Raw genomic sequence first — 18,222 nt, 5'->3', positions numbered from 1 at the left:
ATAAAAAAAAGCACAATCCCCAAATTGTGCTTTTAATTTTTGATATAAATTGAGATATTCTTAACCTCTTCTTCCGCCGCCTCTAGAGCTTGAACTGCTTTCTCTTTGCGGTTGGCTGCCTCTTGATTCCTGACTCATTCTTGGTGATTCAGAACGTTGTGGAGCACTTTGCGGTCTTGAAGCATTTGAATTGCTTTGAGAGCTTGATCTGTTTTCGTAGCTTCTTGGAGCTTCAGTTCTTTGAACAGGAGCAGATTGAGTTTGAGCTGGTCTGCTTGCTCTGTTTTCAGAATAGCTTCTACTAGGCGCTTCATTTGTTTGTGAAGATGTTCTGTTGCTATAATTTCTATTTTCTGAGTTTCCTCTTGGAGCAGTAGCTGTTGAGTTGTTTCTGTTATAATCACCTCTTGGCTCTGTTCTCGGAGTATTATCAGTTCTTACAGGAGTATTTACAGTACCGGCATTATCTCTGTTGGCTGCTGCACGATTTGTGTAACTTCTGTCAGAATTATTTCTGCTGCTATTGTTGTAATCTCTGTTTGTATTTCTATTTTCAGTAGAAGTTACTCTTCCTGTGTTTGATCTGTTAGAACCGTAATTGTTTTGAGATCTGTTAGCTTCTCTGCTTGCAACTCTTCTTTGATCTAAATCATATCTGTTGCTTACATTAGCATGTCTTTGAGCAAAACTATTGTTTGGTCTCATTCTTTCATAACCATAAGTACGTCTTGATTCATAAAGAACCGGAGCTCTGTAACTTCTTCTTGTAGTTACATAATTGTAATTGTTGTGAACATTAATACATACATTTACATTGTTTCTGTATCTGTAAACTGGATAAGGTCTCCATGCTGAGTAATAAGTAGGGTAGTAACCCCAATACCAGGTAGAGTAGTATGGTCTGTAATTAGTAACCCAAAATGAAGTATAAATTACCGGAGCTACACTATAAACCGGCTCATAAATATAGTTGTCACCATATAAATAAGTATTACCTACAACCTGAACGCTTACTTTATTATAATTATCTCTTTCAACATCAATCGTAGCCACATCCTGATAAACATCGCGATCTAAAACGGCCTGAATAATTACAACGTGAGTTCTGTCTTCTACAGATTCAATTACACGTAAATAATCAACCTCGTCATCGCCATTTAGGTCAAGGTTTGATATTTGATATTTAGGATCATTTAATCTTCTTTCAAAATCCTGAAGATTAGCAGATTCTCCAAACATTGAAGCAACTGCTCTTAAATCTAAATTATCACTTATATCTGAGTTTTTTGCGTAAACAGTAGTTTGGTTTTGTGCCGCACATGAACCAAAAACTAATGCTACAACCGCTATTAAAAGTAATTTCGTTTTCATGACTAAATCATATTAAATTATTTGTGATAGGAGTTATCCAATTACTGTGCCACAAATTAATGTTAGAGGTTTTTGGTTTGTAAATAGCACGTTTGTAGTTTGTTATGTTTTTGTTGAATTGTAATTGGATTTTGATTGAACAAAAAATACAGGAAATTATTATTTTCTGAAAATAAACAAAACATATTTGAGATGTTAGAAATAATTGTATTTTAGCATTGAACAAATCTTAATTTTTATGAAAAAACTAATTTTATTTTTTGGTGTTTTTATTTTATTAATGTCTTTTAGAACGCTTAATATCAGCAGTAAAAAAGCTTATAATAGTGGTTTTATATCAGTAAAAATCGATACATTATTTCAGGATAAAATTAGCATACGAGCAATCTTAATTGATAAAGATAAAGTTTGGTATGGAGGAGATAACTCACGTTTTGGTTATTACGATTTAACTAAAAAAGAAAAATTTGAAGAACATATTTATCGTGATACGTTAAAATTAGAGTTTAGAAGTATTGCACAAAACTCAAAAAACATCTTTTTACTAAGTGTTTCTAATCCGGCTTTGCTTTATTCAGTTTCTAAAAAAGACCATAAAGTTAAGTTAGTGTATAAAGAAGTGAATGCAAAAGTTTTTTATGACAGTATGCAGTTTTGGAATGATAAAGAAGGAATTGCTATTGGAGATCCTACAGAAGATACTTTTTCTGTAATTGTAACTCGTGACGGAGGAGAAACGTGGACAAAATTATTGTCTGATAAATTGCCTACAAATGCAATCGGAGAAGCCGCTTTTGCCGCAAGTAATACGAATATAGTTGTAAAAGGAGATGATACCTGGCTGGTTTCTGGTGGAAAAAAGGCTCGTGTATTTTATTCTCCTGATAAAGCAAAAACATGGAAAGTAGTTGAAACTCCTATTGTTCAGGGAAAAGCTATGACAGGTATTTACACAGCTGATTTTTATGATGCAAAACATGGTTTTATTGCAGGCGGTGATTATGATCTTCCAAATAAAAAAACAGGCAATAAAGCTTTTACCAAAGATGGCGGAAAAACATGGGAATTAATTGGTCAGGATCTGGGCTTTGGATATGCTTCGTGCATACAATATGTTCCGGGTGGAAATGGTAAAGAAATTATCTGTGTTGGTTCTGAAGGAATTCAATATTCTCAAAACGGAGGCGAAAACTGGACACAATTATCTACAGATTCTAAACTTTTCACGATTCGTTTCGTGAACAGAAATACTGCAATTGCTGCAGGTTATAACAAAGTAGTTCGTTTAAACTTTAAATAAAAAACAAGAACCCTAAATAATAAAGTAAGTATTATTATATAGGGTTCTTATCACTGTTGTTTCTTCAAAGGAATTTATTTTCCTGCTTTATCCCGATATTGTTTTAATAATTTTCGGTTAAAATCATCTTCAGATTTCTTAAGCTTTAATATTTTTTTTGCCGGCAATACCTTTTTTATATTTGTCATAAACTTTTCACGTAAAAGATATAATTCTTTATCCGTGCATTCAATTTGAGATAATAGCGTAGTAGCTTCTTTTTCTGAAATTGAATTTATATTGTCATCGTCCAGTTTTTTCAGGTACGTTTTCATTTTATCATGACGCAATTCAAATTGTTTGTCATCGTATGCATTGTAAATGGGCCAAAATTTCTCTGCTTCTGTTGGTGTAAGCTCAAGTTCTGTAGTCAAAAACGAAACTTTAAAAGCTTTAATTTTTTCACGTTTTTCATCTGTTTTATCATTTTGGGCATAAAATGAAAAAGTAACTAAAAACAGAAGTAATGCTAATATATTTTTGATTTTCATATTTGTATAATTTTGTTTTTATTCAGAAATTAAATTTTCAATATTAGGATTTGTAGCCAAAATATCCTCTAATGTCTCTTCTTCAAGGGCTACATTCTTATTTAGTTTGTCAATATCTTTAGTATCTAATTCTTTAATTAAATCGTATTGATTTAAGTTTGACTGATAAGCCAGATAGGTTTCTAATGTTGCTTCGTCAAGTTCTTTTGATGCTTTATAATAGTGATTAGCAGTTGGGATCAAAAAGGCAATAAAAATTGCGGCCGCAGCAGCTATCGAAATAACTTTTTTGCGTTTATAAAGAGGAATTACTTTTACTTCTCTTTCATTAATCTGTTCTAAAACTTTTGCCGAAAGGGTATCAAAATAATGATCCGGAGTTTTAAATCCTGATTTTACTTTCGGTTCGTTTTCTAATTTAAATTCTTTCATAATGTCTGTAAGATAAGATTAGCTATAAAAGGTTTAATTTGTTGTAACATATAATTCTATTTTTTTTACCGCATGATGGTAAGATGCCTTTAATGCACCAACGGATGTGCCAAGAATTTCTGCGATTTCTTCGTACTTTAATTCCTGAAAATATTTCATTTTAAAAACCAGCTGCTGTTTTTCCGGCAGTGTAACGATTGCTTTTTGAAGTTTGATCTGGATTTCATCTCCATCAAAATAAACATCTGCTTTTAGATTGTCGATCGTTTTATTTTGTAAATCTTCAGAAGTTATACCTTTTAATTTTGCTTTTTGGTTTAAAAAAGTCAAAGCTTCGTTTGTCGCAATTCGATACATCCAGGAAAAGAGTTTACTTTCTCCCTTAAAGTTTTTTAAGTACTGAAATACCTTTACGAAAGTATTCTGCAAAACATCGTCTGCATCATCATGATTCAAAACAATATTTCGAATATGAGCATACAGCGGTTTTTGATAATCAGATATAAGTTTTTGAAACGCTGTGTTTTGCGTTTTAGGATCTAATAATTGTTGTATAAATTCCTTTTCGTCGATCAAACTTCTTGATTTATCAATCCTTATATTAACTTAGAATGAACTTTAAACAAAAGGTTTAATCCAACCTTAAAAAAATTAAAATTCAGAGTCTTCTTCTGTTTTTGCAGGAGTTGTTGTTGCGGGTGCTGCAGGTTTTGGTGTAACTGGTTTTTGTACAGCAGGTTTCTGTACCGCTGGTTTTTGCACTGCTGGTTTTGGTCCAGTTGCCGCAGGTGTAGTTGTTCCTGAAGCGTCAGTTTCTGTTTCAGCCTGATAATCTGGTGGTGTAACGGTTGTAGTTGCAGAAGCCGGAACTACTTTTGGTTTAATTGGGAAATAAATTTCTGTAACTAATTTAGAAGGGCTTTTTACATCTAATTTGCTTACAGACAGAATTTCAAGATGTGACCATCCTAATTCTGGTATAATTTTTTGATTGTTGATATAAGCTGTTGTTTTTGCAATAGCTTCGTTTGTATGTGTATAATCTCCTTTTAAAGTGGTTTTAACAGCGTCAAAACCATTTAATTTTCCTGATAAAATATCACTTCCGGAACTAATCGAAATCTCTTTATTAATAGGTAAACAAATCGAGATTTTCGCAAGTCCTTTTGCAGTATCATAAGTATGATAAATAATAAAAGGTTTTCCGTTTGCACTTAAATCATTGGTTTCGCTAAAATGAATCAGTTTCGGAATTACAATTCTCGCATTTTTATTAATCTTAGAAATTTCGCTTGTAAATGTCTGCTTGATATATGGCGTTTCGGTTTTTTTAACCACTCCATCTACTTTTACGGCGTAAGTTTTGGTTTCGTAATCCAGGTTTTTGTCAATGTTTACAAGACTTTTTTCGTAAATAGTTCCAATAACTTTATCTGAACCGCCATTTAATGCTGCATATATTTTAAACAAAAAGCTCATTGTTCCTTTTGCTTTCCAGGTCACTTTTGTTTTTCCTGCAAGAGTATCTTTAAAAGTCCATGTTACATCAGCTTCTGTGCCGTCATATTTCATTTTTTGCTCAATACTTTCTCCGTCCTTTGTTTTTAGTGTAATGGCATTTCCGGCTTCTTCTTCGCTGGACCATGAAAATGAACCTCCGTTTCCGGAAGTTTTATTTGGGAAAGTAAATTTTAAAGACGGATCTTCAACTGCCCAAGATTCAAAATCTTCGTAGTTTCTAAAGTCATTTACATAATTATATACAGTAGCTTTTGGCGAATTGATTACTTTGCTTCTTTCAACAGAAAAAATCCCTTTTTGGGTAGCAACAAAAACGGTAAGAGCAACTAAACTTAATAAAAGTAAAAGAAATAAATATTTTAGAATCTTCATTGGTGCAGGTTTTTCGTAAAGTTATAAATTTTCTTGGGAGTCTAAACTAATAACTAAAAATAATAGATTGTATTATCTTTTTAAAAAGATTTTGATAACAAATAAAAGGGCAATAAAAAGAAGAAATACAAGTAATACTTTATAATTTCCTTTATAAAAAACTTTGTGAAGTGCAAGATCTTTGCGGTAAGCGAAAATCATTACGATTACAAATGCAATAAAAAAACAGAGTCCGAATATTAATTGTCCTTGACTAAACATACTTAAAAATAATTTTTGACAAATTTAGAGAATTGTATACGATTTGTTGCTAATTTGCCGACTCATTTAATAGAATAAAAACATGAAAAAACAACTAGACGCAGTTACTGAATTTCATACTGCTTTTAAAATAGGTCACAGCCAGACGCCAATTGCTGATTTAGGAGAAACTAAAAAACTACTTCGTTATAATTTAATGAAAGAAGAAAATGAAGAATATCTTGAAGCGGTTCAAAATAATGACTTAGTCGAAATTGCTGATGCTCTTGGAGATATGATGTATATTTTATGCGGAACTATTATTGAACACGGTCTTCAGGATAAAATCGAAGCTGTTTTTGATGAAATCCAACGCAGTAATATGAGTAAACTTGGCGAAGACGGAAAACCTATCTATCGCGAAGATGGAAAAGTAATGAAAGGTCCAAATTACTTTAAACCAGATTTTTCAAAGTTGTTATAAAAATAAAATTCTGTGTGCAAATGTTTTAACACGTAGAGACATAGTTTTTTGGTGCTTATAAAAAAGGCGTTTCACTTGCATTAATGCACATAGCTATGTGTGAGAAACGTGTTTCTTTTTGTATTCTTTAATTAAACACATTAAATCTATGTTTCTATGTGTTTAGATATAAGTAATAGAGATATAATAAAAAACCCGACAACGAAATGCTGTCGGGTTTTTGTTTTTATTCTGATTTTGGATTATTGAACTTTAACGGTCCATCCATAAGTATCTTCAGAAAGTTTATTTTGAAGACTTGTTAGTTTTTCTTTTAAGAATGAAGCGTATGAATTCTCGATTGGTGTTAATTCAAAATACTCATCTTTATACGAGAATCCTTTGATAACACTGATAACTGCAGCAGTTCCGGCTCCGAAGATTTCTTTTAAAGATCCGTTTTTAGCCGCTTCCACTAATTCTGAAACAATTACCGGACGAACTTCAACATTCAAGCCTTCTTTTTCAGCCATTGCAATTAAACTTTTTCTGGTAATACCATCTAAAATTCTTTCGCTTGTTGGAGCTGTTAATAAAGTATCGTTGATTCTGAAGAAAACGTTCATTGTTCCGGCTTCTTCTAATTTTGTATGCGTTGCATCATCAGTCCAGATAACTTGCTGGAAACCTTCTTTGTTTGCTAAGTTAGTTGGGTAAAACTGTGCAGCATAGTTTCCGGCAGCTTTTGCAGCACCAATTCCACCATTTGCGGCTCTACTGTAATGTTCAGCAATAATTACTTTTACTTCACCTCCATAATAAGATTTTGCAGGAGAAAGTAAAATCATGAATTTATATTCGTCAGATGGATTTGCAATAACCCCAGGGCCAGTAGCAATCATAAAAGGACGGATATACATACTTGCACCGTTTCCTCTTTGAATCCATTCCTGGTCGATTTTCAATAATTCATTTAAACCTTCTAAAAATATATCTTCTGGAACTTCAGGCATAGCCATACGTACAGCAGAATTGTTGAAACGCTTGTAGTTTTCATCAGGTCTAAACAACCAAACATCATTATTTTCATCTTTATAAGCTTTCATTCCTTCAAAAATCGCTTGTCCATAATGAAAGACTTTTGAAGAAGGATCCATTAAAATCGGTGCATAAGGCTTAATGACCGGAGTCTGCCATTGTCCGTTTTTGTAATCACATTCAAATAAATGGTCTGTAAATACAGCACCAAAGCTTAAGTTTTCAAAGTCTACAGAACTTATCTTAGACGAAGTAGCTTTTCTGATTTCAATTTTGCTTGTTTGAGTTGTACTCATAATTATGTAAAGTTTTTATCTAATTTGTATTCTTAACAGATGAAAATATAACGTAATGATCTGATGAAGAATAGGTTTTCTTAAATGCAAAATTACGGAAAAATATATAATTTACTTGGTAAAACTGCATTAATTCCTGTGTTTAACTGAGATTTATTTATCTTATAATAAACCTAAAATTTTTGCGGAGTTTTATAAGGAATTTATGAAAAAACTATCATTTTTTAAGGCTTTACGCATTTGTTTTGAGTAATTTTGACTTAGAAAATGGGTTACAGATCAATAATTATCCATTGCAAAATTCGAAAATTGTGAAAAGAGAAATAATTAAAACGCTAGATGGTTCAACCACAATTCATTTAGAAGAATGGAACGAAAGTTACCATTCAAAACATGGTGCCATACAAGAAGCAAAACATGTATTTATAAAAAATGGTTTGTCCTTATTTGATAGTAATCCGGTGTCAATTCTTGAAATTGGTTTTGGAACGGGTTTGAATGCTTTTATAACCTTTTTAGAATCAGAACATAAACAGCAGCAAATAAATTATGTTGGGGTAGAAGCGTATCCTGTAAATGCCGAAGAAATTCTGGGAATGAACTATGTTGCCGAACTTGAGGCATTGGAATTTGAGAACATTTTCGAAAAAATGCATAAAACGGAATGGAATGAGAAAAACGAAATTAGCAGCCAATTCTCGTTAACTAAAAGGAAACAATTTTTTGATGAAATAAACGATTTTGAAATTTTTGATTTGATTTACTTTGATGCCTTCGGATATCGCGTGCAGCCGGAGCTTTGGAGTACTGAAATTTTTCAGAAAATGTACAATAGTTTAAAACCTAATGGAGTCCTTGTTACTTATGCAGCCCGCGGAGTTGTTAAAAGAAGCATGATTTCTGTTGGGTTTACAGTCGAAAAATTAGCAGGCCCGCCGGGAAAACGAGAAATGTTTAGAGCCTTTAAAAAGGTGTAATTTAGTTGTTTAGAATGGTTCTATATTGATTTATCTGTACTAAGAAAACGTATTCGTTGCTAAAGTTTTTAAAAAAATAAGTTAAAAAGAAACTTTATATGTGATTTATGTTTACATTTGGTGCGAGTTTAAAAATATAGATAACCCCCAAAAATCTTATTTTATTATGTCAAAAATGATGTTTGATTACACGAAATCAATACTTGAGAGAGTTAGTTTCGACCCGGTACTTTTCTGCAGAGAGTTAGAAAAAGCTATCAAAACACTGTTACCATACGAAATGGAACAATTGCAAGAATGGTTATTAAATTTCATTATTGAAAAACCAGAATTAAAACAAAGTCTACTACTAATTAAAGTATAAAAAAAAGGAGCCAAATTGGCTCCTTTTTTTATGCTTACTTTTTTTGTAGCGGACTAATGATTTGAACGTTCTGAAAAACAATTGCGCCTTTTACAACGCCGGCAATTGTAGATCGAATCGCGTCAATGATTTGCATTTTTAATTCACTCTTTGGGTAAATCAAACTTACCTCACGGGCAGGTTTTGGTTCCTTAAAGTTTCGTAGTTTCAGTTTGTCGGATTCTTTTAAGTCTAATGTGTGCAAGTACGGAAGTAACGTTGTACCCAAACCTTCGTCGGCTAATTTTATTAAAGTTTCAAAACTACCGCTTTGAATCTGAAAATTATTTTGCTCGACGTCAGTACCATTTTTGCATAAATTTAAAATTCCGTCTCTAAAGCAATGTCCGTCTTGTAAAAGTAAAATCTCATTAATGTTTAAATCAGCCACTTCGATTTCTTCTTTTTGAAAGCTGTGATGATGCTCCGGAATGTAAGCTACAAATGGCTCAAAGTATAAAACGATTTCTTTTATTTTTTCATCTTCAAGCGGAGTTGCTGCAATTGCTGCATCAAGATGACCATTTTTTAGCTTTACAATAATTTCATCTGTATTAAGCTCTTCAATTAAAAGCTTCACCTTTGGATATTTCTTAATGAAATTATTCAAAAACATTGGTAAAAGCGTTGGCATAATGGTTGGAATAATTCCTAAACGAAATTCTCCGCCAATAAAACCTTTTTGCTGTTCGACAATATCTTTAATACGATCTGCTTCGTTTACAATATTTTTTGCCTGATTTACAATCTTTTGTCCAATATCTGTAAGCTGAATAGGTTTTTTACTTCTGTCAAAAATTAAAATATTAAGTTCTTCTTCAATTTTTTGAATCTGCATACTTAATGTGGGTTGTGTTACGAAACATTTTTCGGCCGCAAGAGTAAAGTTTTTATGCTCTGCAACTGCTAACACATATTGTAATTGAGTTATCGTCATTTTGATAGTAATTTTTGATACAAAAATAAGTAAATATAATTTTTTTTTATAATTTTTTTAATGAAGATAATTTAAATTTGTAGTAAACTTAGTTATAAAAAATGAAGATTATGAAAACAAATATTTTAGGATTACCTGTAAAAGAGTCAGAATTGTTAGTGAAAGAATTAAATGTTTTATTATCAAATTTTCAGGTATACTATCAAAATTTAAGAGGAATTCACTGGAATATTCGTGGAAAACGTTTCTTCGATTTACATGTAAAATTTGAAGAATTATATACAGATTCACAATTAAAAATAGATATGATTGCAGAAAGAGTTTTAACAATTGGCGGAACTCCATTACATACTTTTGAAGATTATATCAGCAACAATAAATTGACAGTTGGAAAAAATATCTCAAACGATGAAAAAGCAGTTCAGTTAATTGTAAATTCATTATCGGATTTGTTAAAAATTGAAAGAGAAATCCTGAATAAATCTGGCGAAATTAATGATGAAGGTACAAATTCAATGATGAGTGACTTTATTGCAGAGCAGGAAAAAACAATTTGGATGATGAATGCATGGCTTGATGAATCGCTGTAATTTGTTGTTTATGAATGTATTAAAAAGCAGAATGGTCTAGTTTGATTATTCTGCTTTTATGTTTTTGTTAAAATTGTATAAAATTTTTGCCTTGTCGCTTTGATTTTATTTGTTTAACGCTATTTTTGCCACAATGAAAATATTAGCACGCATATTATTATTCATATTTATTGCCTTCTTATCGACCCCGACAATTGTTCAGGCGATTAAGAAAGGAAGTTCGTGCGTGTCTTTTAATTTTTCTGAAGAGGAAGTGCATAAAGAACTAAAATCTGTAGTGCATCCTGTAATTTTAGAACATGAAGCACCGCTTCCTGTTTACATTCAAAAGAAAACGATCGTTTCTGAAAACATCGTAAAACTAGATAATATTTCTCCGAGCATATTTGCTCCACCACCCAACTTGGCATAATACTTCCGATTATTTGAAGAACAACTGTATTTACAGCAAATGCGGCATGGTTCTAATGTATCAATTTTTAGTATTGTATTATGACAAAAAAAATTAATCTTTTTGCCAACCTTAAGTCTGACTTTGCTTCAGGTTTAGTGGTTTTCTTGGTGGCTCTTCCATTGTGTTTAGGTATTGCAATGGCTTCTGGAGCGCCGTTATTTTCTGGAATTATTGCGGGCGTTATTGGTGGTATTGTGGTAGGTTATTTAAGCCAGTCACACATTAGCGTTTCTGGCCCTGCGGCTGGATTAACAGCAATTATTTTAACTGCTATTACTGATTTTGGTGCCTTTGATGTGTTTTTACTGTCTGTGTTTATTGCAGGTCTAATTCAATTGGCATTAGGATTTTTAAAAGCGGGAAGTATATCAAACTATTTTCCAACAAACGTAATTGAAGGAATGCTTGCAGGTATCGGAATCATTATTATTCTGAAACAAATTCCGCATGCATTTGGTTACGATGCTGATTTTGAAGGCGATCAGGCTTTTATTCAAAACGACGGAAGCAATTCATTTTCATTTCTTTTTGATGTCTTAAATCATATCAATTTAGGAGCAGTTGTGATTTCATTGGTTTCACTTGTAATATTAATCTCATGGGATAAAGTTCCTTTTTTAAAGAGATTAAAATTAGTTCCGGGCGCCCTTGTAGCTGTTATCCTGGGTGTTTTATTAAACGAATTTTTTATATCAACAGGAAGCTCATTAGCAATTGCAAAAGAACATTTGGTTTCTTTGCCAGTTCCAAAGTCTTTTGATGATTTTAAATCTATTATAATTACACCAAACTTTTCTGCAGTAACAAATCCGCAGGTTTGGGTTGTAGCTGTTACAATTGCCATTGTAGCTTCTATTGAAACACTTTTGTGTATTGAGGCTTCTGACAGAATGGACGTTCAAAAACGTTATACTGATACTAATGTTGAGCTTAGAGCGCAGGGTATTGGGAATGTTGCGAGTGCACTTTTAGGAGGTTTACCAATGACATCTGTTGTGGTGAGATCATCTGCAAACAATAATGCCGGTGCAAAGTCTAAAATGTCGACTATTATTCATGGTGTACTTTTATTGATCAGTGTATTGTCGATTCCGGCAATTTTAAATAAAATTCCTTTGGCAACTTTAGCTACGGTTTTAATCTTGGTTGGATATAAATTAGCAAAACCAGCAACCTTTATGCATTTCTGGGAAAAGGGTAAATACCAGTTTGTCCCTTTTATCGCAACTTTGGTCTTTGTCGTTGCGACAGATTTGCTTAAGGGAGTTGCTTTAGGAATTATCATTAGTATCATTTTTGTTTTAAGAGGAAATTTAAAAAGAGCTTACATCTTCAAAAAAGAAGAATATGAAGACGGCGATGTCATTCATATCGATTTAGCGCAGGAAGTTTCTTTTTTAAATAAAGCCGCAATCAAACAAACATTAAGTGAAATTCCGGAAAATTCTAAAGTAATTATTAATGCGCATGATACAGAATATATTGCTCATGATGTATTAGATTTAATTCGTGAATTTAAGGAAACCCGCGCTATCGATGAAAATATCAAAGTAAAGCTAAAAGGTTTTAAAGAAGCATACGAATTAGAAAATACTCCGGATAATAACAATCACGTTACGATTGAACATTATTATGATGTTGCAAAACGAGCATTGGTTAAGAAAGAACAAAAAGAAAAATTTTAAACAAATTATATAAATAAAGATATTATTCAGGTTTGAGAAATATCAAAATTTAAATAACTTTACAAAAAAGTCTTTTTGATATGCTTAAGCATTGATAATACCAAGAAAAAACCTAAGAAAGATGAGAAAGTTCTATGAACAAATATTAGAGAACAATAAAAAATGGGTAGAAGATTCATTAGCAAAAGATCCTAATTATTTTGCTGATTTAGCAAAAGGGCAATCTCCGCCATTATTATGGATTGGATGTTCTGACAGCCGTGTTCCTGCAAACGAAATTATTGGGGCAAAACCTGGTGAAGTGTTTGTACACAGAAACATTGCTAACATGGTTGTTCACTCAGATATGAATATGTTAAGCGTACTGGATTATGCAGTAAACGTTTTAAAAGTAAAACACGTTATTGTTTGCGGACATTACGGATGTGGTGGTGTAAAAGCGGCTATGGGTAATTTATCTGTTGGAATTATCGATAACTGGATTCGTCACATTAAAGATGAATACCGTTTACATGATAAATATTTGAATTCTATTGAAGATGAAACAGAACGTTTTAATGCTTTTGTAGAAATCAATGCTAAAGAGCAAGTTTACAATTTAGCTAAAACATCAATTGTGCAATCTGCTTGGAAAAACGGTCAGGATTTGATGCTTCACGGATGGGTTTACGGATTGAATTCTGGTTTTGTAACCGATTTAAATGTAACCATTGCTTCGAATCAAGAACTTGATGATGTTTACCAACTGAGTAATCTATAAAAAATAAAAATCGCCTCAAAAGGGCGATTTTTTTTATTCGTTTTCGTCTAGATTTTCATTAAATGCAGATGGTAACATCGTTGGAATAAACTTGATTAAAATCGGCAGTAATAAACTTCCGCCCGGAAGTAGAAATATAGTCAGGGACGGAATCGTTTTACAAATATCTAAAAGCTGTTTTTTTACTTTTTTCTTTTCTTTCGCATCTAAATCCCTTGTTGTAGAATAAGCTAATAGAACCATTAATTCTTTACTCTGAACAATTTCCTTAATTAACCTGTTTTTGTTTCTTATAATCAATTTTACAACGCTGTGCGTCATCTGATCATAGAAATGCTTAACGGGATTTGAGTAATTAAAATAGGGGATCTTCTTTTTATGAGTCGTAATAAAATCATGAGTGGTGTCAATGCTTGCTTTTACAAAATCATCAGCAACGCCCATCATTGAACCTAGAGAATACAAGAAATACGATTCTTCATTTTCGACAACGCCATCGCTCCACAACGCCATTCCCGCCATGTCAATTAAATAATAATGCTCTAAAGTATTTTTGAAATAATCTAATTGTAAAGTATCTAAAGTGTCTACGGTAACTTTCGAAAATTTAGAATAACGTATAGAAGCTTCAAAAAGTTTAATTAACAAATCGTCGTGCTGCGATTTGATTGTTTTTGTTTTTAAAGCCAAGCCTACGATTCCAAGAACTGTTTCTTCAATTCTTTTCAGATATTTTTCTGGAATTTCTCCGTGTTCTAAATATTGTCTAAAGGCCAAAACATCAATAAACAAAAGCGCATTAGTTACTAAATGCGAAAAGTTTTTGCTGATGATACTGTCATTGGTCTGTACCCTTTCATCAATTATACTTTCTAATGAATGAGAAGGAGTGTCTTTTGGAAGCAGAATCTTAAACAAATTAAACCCTTCCGGATTCATTTGCTTATAGAATTTCAATACTTCCGTAATAAAGTTATTTGGTTCAGAATTTCTTTTTTCTAAACAAAAAACATGATAAAGAGTATTTAATAAGGCAATTTTAGAAATTTCGGTTTTAAACCAGCCTTTTATCGGAATTGGAATTTGAGAATCAATTGCAATGATATGACCGTAGATAAAACCAGTTTCTCTAACTTTATAGTAAAAGGAATCTGTAGTTTCAAAAGGAATTGCCTCTGAAAACTTCTGCTCACTAAAAAACTTATCGATCCAGCCGTGTGCTGATGGGTTAATCATTGAATTGAATTTATAGCTGCAAAGCTATATCTTTTTCTTGTTTTAGAGTGAATTAAAAATAAAATAACCACTAGATTTTTGTGAAATATAGTGGTTATTAGCGTTTTATTATTTTTTATTATTTAATTATACCGGCACAGGCAACTCTTCCGCCCGCATTTCCGGTTGGCTGAGTAGTAAAATCATCTGTTCCCTGATGTACAATTAAACCTTTTCCTAACACATCTTTAGTTGCATCGCCGCAGCCTACGCACCATTCGTCAGTAGTTAAGGTAATAGTTCCGTTACCTTTTTCATCAGCGGTAAAGTTTCCAATATCACCTTTATGATATTCTCCAACTCCCCATTTTCCATGTTTTTTAAAAGTTGGGTTCCAGTGTCCGCCGGCAGAACTTCCGTCGGCAGCAGTACAATCTGCTTTTTCGTGAATATGTATCGCGTGAACTCCGGGCTGTAAACCAGAAACCTTTGCAGTAAAAGTTACTTTTCCATTTTTCTCTGTAAAAGTAGCAGTTCCGGCTACGTTACTACCGCTTTTTGGTTCTAATGCTACAGTCAAAGTTTTAGCATCATTTGATTTTGTATTGGTCTTACAGCCAATGAATAAAGCTGTAATTATAGCGAATGATACGATCAGTTTTTTCATAAATACGGGCATTTTAAATTAAAGATTAAGTAAATTTAACATAAAATAACGGAATAATTTGACTCTAAAAGTTAAAAAAAAGTCAAACTATGCGTCGTAATTTAAGATCGATTGAGCACAAAAACGAAAAATATTGCTTAAATTCGTAATGGTTTTAACGAAAAATTTCTTAAAACATATTCTTCTAATTCGTTCATATTTAATACTTAATGTTATGATGAAAAAGATTTTTATCCTCGTTTTTATTAGTTCGTTTTTATTTTCCTGTAAGTGTCAAAAAACAGATTCAGCCGCAAAACTCGACGGAACCTGGGAACTCAATTATATTACCGGACCGCAAATTACTTTTGATGGTTTGTACCCAAATAAAAAACCGATAATAACATTCAATACAAAAGACAATCAGGTTTCTGGAAACAATAGTTGTAATTCCTATACAGGAAAATTGGTTCTAAATGGCAATAAAATTGACTTTACGCAGCCAATGGCCGTTACGAAAATGATGTGCATTGACGGACAGCAAGGCGAACAAACTTATATGAGTACGCTTCAAAAAATTACATCGTATGATATTACAGATGATGGAAAAACGCTGAATTTAATTTCAGGAGATATTGCAATGATGAGATTTACGAAAAAGTAGACGACTTGTTTTACTTAAAATGATGTGAGATGAAAACTAAATTATTCCTTTTATTAGTGTTGTTTGGCTTTTTGAATTTTTCTGTATCTGCGCAGCAAAAAAGCAAGAAAGAATTAAAAGCCGAAAAAGCATTGCAAAAACAAAAAGAGATTGAAGCTTTAATTGATTCTAAAAATTTTGTTTTTGAAGCCCAAAAAGTCACTCCACAAGGAGGGCGGCTTATTATTTTAGATTACAATACTTATTTTTTGAAGTTTAATGCTGAAAAAACAACTTGTGATCTTCCTTTTTTTGGCCGCGGCTATAATGTGGGTTACGGAAGTGACGGCGGAATTAAATTTGAAGGGATGCCGGAAAATATAAAAATAGGGAAGAAGTCAAAAAATTATAGTGTGAGAGCTACTGTAAAAGGCAAAGACGATGTTTATGATTTAATATTTACTATTTTTTTTGATGGAGGAGCTTCACTTTCTGTCACCAGTAACAATAGATCCCCAATTTCTTATGATGGAGAAATAAGTGCTCCAAGAACACAAGAAACGAAAAATTAAAAAACTTTTTTTATAATATACTCCCATTTTTTAAATCAATATATTTTAGAATGCATAATTATTTAGAAACAAATTTAAAAATCAATACTATGAAAAAATTAAGTCTTATTTTTATTATGGCAGTTGCCGTGTTTTCATCTTATGCACAATCTTCGTTTAAAGAAGATGTAGATGTTTTACAAAGTGTTTACGGAAAATCTAAAGCCGATTTAGTAAAGCAGTATATGAATTTATCAGATGCTCAATCAGCAGCTTTTACAAAAGTGTATGATAATTATGAAACAGAACGAAAAAATCTCGGGCAGGAAAAATTTCAATTAATAAATGATTATGCACAAAACTATGCAACGCTTACAGATGCAAAGGCAGATGAATTAGCAAAAGGAACTTTAAAAAATCATCTGGCTTATGAAAAATTATTCTCTAAAACATACGGACAGGCAAAGAAAGCGGTTGGAGCAATAAATGCTGCAAAATTTATTCAGTTAGAAGTTTATTTGCAGACAATAATAAGAGCAGAGATTTTAGAATCAATTCCGTTTATTGGAGAATTAGACAAATCAAAAATCCAATAAAAACATCTTTATAAAATAAACGGCAGTTACTTAAAAAATAACTGCCGTTTTTTATTTGCTTTAATGAAATTTATTTAGACGTTTTAACTTCATAAATGGCATTAACCATTCCGTCACGGAAACTGTCTAAAGTCAATTCCCAAAACATGATTCCGCCTAGTTTTTTAGATTTTACATATTCTGTTTTTGCTTTAATAGATTTAATGTCATCTGAAGTTGCGAAAGTTTTCGTTCCTACATTATACCAGTATGGAGCTTTTGCTTTATCATCCCAAAAATATTTCCAGCCGTTAGCTTCTGTATAAGTTGTAGCATAGTTTTTAAAGTCAGCACCTTGAAAATGCTCTCCTGCCTGATACAATCCGTTATTGATATTTTCTACATTTTTCCATTGTCTGGTATAAAATGCGCCTCCAATTACTAATTTTTCAGCAGGAACTCCAGCTTTTAATAAAAACTCAACTGCTCTGTCTGTAGATTCTTCTTTTGGATTTGTGCTGTATAAAGGTGTGTGATGCCCCGTAACTTTAGAATATCCATTTACTAAATCATAACTCATAATATTGATACGGTTTACTAATGGAGATACGGCTTTCCAATCAATCGATTCATCAAGATATTTTTGAAAACCTCCCGCAGCAAAACTCAATTCATATTTTTTACCTAAAGTTGAACGAAGAATTTTAAGCAATTCGGTAAAGTTAGTTTTATCAACAGCTTGATATAAATGTCCAGGAAGACCTTCAATTGCAGGATATTCCCAATCTAAATCTAAACCGTCAACTTTAAAATAATCACTTACTTCTTTTACTGATTTTGCGAATTTCAAACGACCATCAGCAGTAGAAAAAGCATCCGAACAAGGTTCGCAGCCTCCCCAGCCGCCAAGAGATAAAACGATTTTTAATTGTGGATTTTTAGCTTTTAGAGAAACTAAATGTTTTATTGTTAGGGAATCTTTAGGAGAATCAACACTTAGTTTTCCATCTTTTAAATGACAAAAGCTAAAGATAATTTGATCTAGTTTATTGACTTCGTACTCGTCAATTAGTTTAGAATCACCAGTATAATAAGCGATGATATCTAATTTCTTATTCTTCTGCGCAAAAATGTTTGTGGATATAAGGCAGATAAATAAAAGGGCAATTAGGCTAATTTGTTTCATTTTATGTTTTTTGAAGATTTAAAACGCTAAATATAAA

General features: G+C 32.1%; 21 protein-coding genes. 11 read left to right on the top strand and 10 right to left on the bottom strand.

Features of this window, described 5'->3' with window-relative positions:
* Window positions 1–60 precede the first annotated feature (60 nt).
* A complete protein-coding gene (locus tag NLJ00_RS23485) occupies window positions 61–1,371 on the bottom strand; it encodes a hypothetical protein (RefSeq protein WP_256635614.1) in 1,311 nt (436 codons plus the stop codon).
* Between the two features lie 238 nt (window positions 1,372–1,609).
* Here NLJ00_RS23485 and NLJ00_RS23480 point away from each other — a divergent pair, with 238 nt between their 5' ends.
* Window positions 1,610–2,671, top strand: coding sequence for a WD40/YVTN/BNR-like repeat-containing protein (locus NLJ00_RS23480; protein ID WP_256635613.1), 1,062 nt, complete (start codon window positions 1,610–1,612; stop codon window positions 2,669–2,671).
* A 74-nt stretch (window positions 2,672–2,745) separates the two neighbouring features.
* On the opposite strand, the gene NLJ00_RS23475 is transcribed toward NLJ00_RS23480, so the two are convergent.
* The 4 genes from NLJ00_RS23475 to NLJ00_RS23460 form a co-directional block, all read right to left on the bottom strand.
* On the bottom strand, window positions 2,746–3,201 hold the full coding sequence (locus tag NLJ00_RS23475) for a hypothetical protein (protein WP_053471803.1): 456 nt from the start codon (window positions 3,199–3,201) through the stop codon (window positions 2,746–2,748).
* 18 nt (window positions 3,202–3,219) lie between these two features.
* Window positions 3,220–3,633 carry a hypothetical protein gene (locus tag NLJ00_RS23470; protein WP_053471802.1) on the bottom strand — a complete coding sequence of 138 codons (414 nt, stop codon included), beginning with the start codon at window positions 3,631–3,633 and terminating at the stop codon, window positions 3,220–3,222.
* Window positions 3,634–3,666: 33 nt separating this feature from the next.
* The gene (locus NLJ00_RS23465) at window positions 3,667–4,209 is read right to left on the bottom strand and encodes an RNA polymerase sigma factor (RefSeq protein ID WP_053471801.1); all 543 of its coding nucleotides are present in this window, start codon (window positions 4,207–4,209) and stop codon (window positions 3,667–3,669) included.
* Window positions 4,210–4,284: 75 nt separating this feature from the next.
* Window positions 4,285–5,526, bottom strand: a complete 1,242-nt coding sequence (locus NLJ00_RS23460) for an SRPBCC family protein (RefSeq protein WP_256635612.1) — start codon at window positions 5,524–5,526, stop codon at window positions 4,285–4,287.
* Window positions 5,527–5,869: 343 nt separating this feature from the next.
* Between NLJ00_RS23460 and NLJ00_RS23450 the strand changes: the two genes are divergently transcribed.
* Window positions 5,870–6,250, top strand: a complete 381-nt coding sequence (locus tag NLJ00_RS23450; RefSeq protein WP_053471798.1) for a pyrophosphohydrolase domain-containing protein — start codon at window positions 5,870–5,872, stop codon at window positions 6,248–6,250.
* A gap of 242 nt (window positions 6,251–6,492) precedes the next feature.
* Here NLJ00_RS23450 and NLJ00_RS23445 read toward each other — a convergent pair whose 3' ends face one another.
* The gene (locus tag NLJ00_RS23445; RefSeq protein ID WP_180858237.1) at window positions 6,493–7,563 is read right to left on the bottom strand and encodes a branched-chain amino acid aminotransferase; all 1,071 of its coding nucleotides are present in this window, start codon (window positions 7,561–7,563) and stop codon (window positions 6,493–6,495) included.
* Between the two features lie 311 nt (window positions 7,564–7,874).
* On the opposite strand from NLJ00_RS23445, the gene mnmD reads away from it, so the two are divergent.
* Window positions 7,875–8,540 carry a tRNA (5-methylaminomethyl-2-thiouridine)(34)-methyltransferase MnmD gene (gene mnmD, locus NLJ00_RS23440; RefSeq protein ID WP_256635611.1) on the top strand — a complete coding sequence of 222 codons (666 nt, stop codon included), beginning with the start codon at window positions 7,875–7,877 and terminating at the stop codon, window positions 8,538–8,540.
* A gap of 166 nt (window positions 8,541–8,706) precedes the next feature.
* On the top strand, window positions 8,707–8,904 hold the full coding sequence (locus NLJ00_RS23435) for a hypothetical protein (protein ID WP_053471796.1): 198 nt from the start codon (window positions 8,707–8,709) through the stop codon (window positions 8,902–8,904).
* Window positions 8,905–8,938: 34 nt separating this feature from the next.
* Here the strand turns inward: NLJ00_RS23435 and NLJ00_RS23430 are convergent, their stop codons facing one another.
* Window positions 8,939–9,880 carry a LysR substrate-binding domain-containing protein gene (locus tag NLJ00_RS23430; RefSeq protein ID WP_053471795.1) on the bottom strand — a complete coding sequence of 314 codons (942 nt, stop codon included), beginning with the start codon at window positions 9,878–9,880 and terminating at the stop codon, window positions 8,939–8,941.
* A gap of 110 nt (window positions 9,881–9,990) precedes the next feature.
* Here NLJ00_RS23430 and NLJ00_RS23425 point away from each other — a divergent pair, with 110 nt between their 5' ends.
* From NLJ00_RS23425 to can, 4 genes are all read left to right on the top strand, one after another.
* Window positions 9,991–10,470 carry a Dps family protein gene (locus tag NLJ00_RS23425; RefSeq protein WP_256635610.1) on the top strand — a complete coding sequence of 160 codons (480 nt, stop codon included), beginning with the start codon at window positions 9,991–9,993 and terminating at the stop codon, window positions 10,468–10,470.
* Between the two features lie 133 nt (window positions 10,471–10,603).
* Window positions 10,604–10,882, top strand: coding sequence for a hypothetical protein (locus tag NLJ00_RS23420; RefSeq protein WP_235992049.1), 279 nt, complete (start codon window positions 10,604–10,606; stop codon window positions 10,880–10,882).
* A gap of 80 nt (window positions 10,883–10,962) precedes the next feature.
* Window positions 10,963–12,609, top strand: coding sequence for a SulP family inorganic anion transporter (locus NLJ00_RS23415; RefSeq protein WP_256635609.1), 1,647 nt, complete (start codon window positions 10,963–10,965; stop codon window positions 12,607–12,609).
* Window positions 12,610–12,730: 121 nt separating this feature from the next.
* Entirely contained in the window at window positions 12,731–13,369 is a 639-nt protein-coding gene (gene can / locus NLJ00_RS23410) for a carbonate dehydratase (RefSeq protein WP_256635608.1), read from the top strand.
* 33 nt (window positions 13,370–13,402) lie between these two features.
* On the opposite strand, the gene NLJ00_RS23405 is transcribed toward can, so the two are convergent.
* Entirely contained in the window at window positions 13,403–14,605 is a 1,203-nt protein-coding gene (locus tag NLJ00_RS23405; RefSeq protein WP_256635607.1) for an LETM1-related biofilm-associated protein, read from the bottom strand.
* A 118-nt stretch (window positions 14,606–14,723) separates the two neighbouring features.
* The gene (locus tag NLJ00_RS23400; RefSeq protein ID WP_256635606.1) at window positions 14,724–15,251 is read right to left on the bottom strand and encodes a superoxide dismutase family protein; all 528 of its coding nucleotides are present in this window, start codon (window positions 15,249–15,251) and stop codon (window positions 14,724–14,726) included.
* Between the two features lie 214 nt (window positions 15,252–15,465).
* Here NLJ00_RS23400 and NLJ00_RS23395 point away from each other — a divergent pair, with 214 nt between their 5' ends.
* The 3 genes from NLJ00_RS23395 to NLJ00_RS23385 all read left to right on the top strand — a co-directional run bounded on the left by NLJ00_RS23395 (window position 15,466) and on the right by NLJ00_RS23385 (window position 17,020).
* Window positions 15,466–15,894 carry an META domain-containing protein gene (locus NLJ00_RS23395; protein ID WP_256635605.1) on the top strand — a complete coding sequence of 143 codons (429 nt, stop codon included), beginning with the start codon at window positions 15,466–15,468 and terminating at the stop codon, window positions 15,892–15,894.
* 29 nt (window positions 15,895–15,923) lie between these two features.
* Window positions 15,924–16,445 carry a DUF4251 domain-containing protein gene (locus NLJ00_RS23390; protein ID WP_256635604.1) on the top strand — a complete coding sequence of 174 codons (522 nt, stop codon included), beginning with the start codon at window positions 15,924–15,926 and terminating at the stop codon, window positions 16,443–16,445.
* Window positions 16,446–16,534: 89 nt separating this feature from the next.
* Window positions 16,535–17,020 carry a hypothetical protein gene (locus tag NLJ00_RS23385; protein WP_053471824.1) on the top strand — a complete coding sequence of 162 codons (486 nt, stop codon included), beginning with the start codon at window positions 16,535–16,537 and terminating at the stop codon, window positions 17,018–17,020.
* A 70-nt stretch (window positions 17,021–17,090) separates the two neighbouring features.
* Here NLJ00_RS23385 and NLJ00_RS23380 read toward each other — a convergent pair whose 3' ends face one another.
* Window positions 17,091–18,185 carry a glycoside hydrolase family 18 protein gene (locus NLJ00_RS23380; protein WP_256635603.1) on the bottom strand — a complete coding sequence of 365 codons (1,095 nt, stop codon included), beginning with the start codon at window positions 18,183–18,185 and terminating at the stop codon, window positions 17,091–17,093.
* Window positions 18,186–18,222 lie beyond the last annotated feature (37 nt).

The sequence above is a fragment of the Flavobacterium panici genome (assembly GCF_024499525.1).
Taxonomy (GTDB): domain Bacteria; phylum Bacteroidota; class Bacteroidia; order Flavobacteriales; family Flavobacteriaceae; genus Flavobacterium; species Flavobacterium panici.
This window is presented reverse-complemented; position numbering and strand designations above follow the sequence as displayed.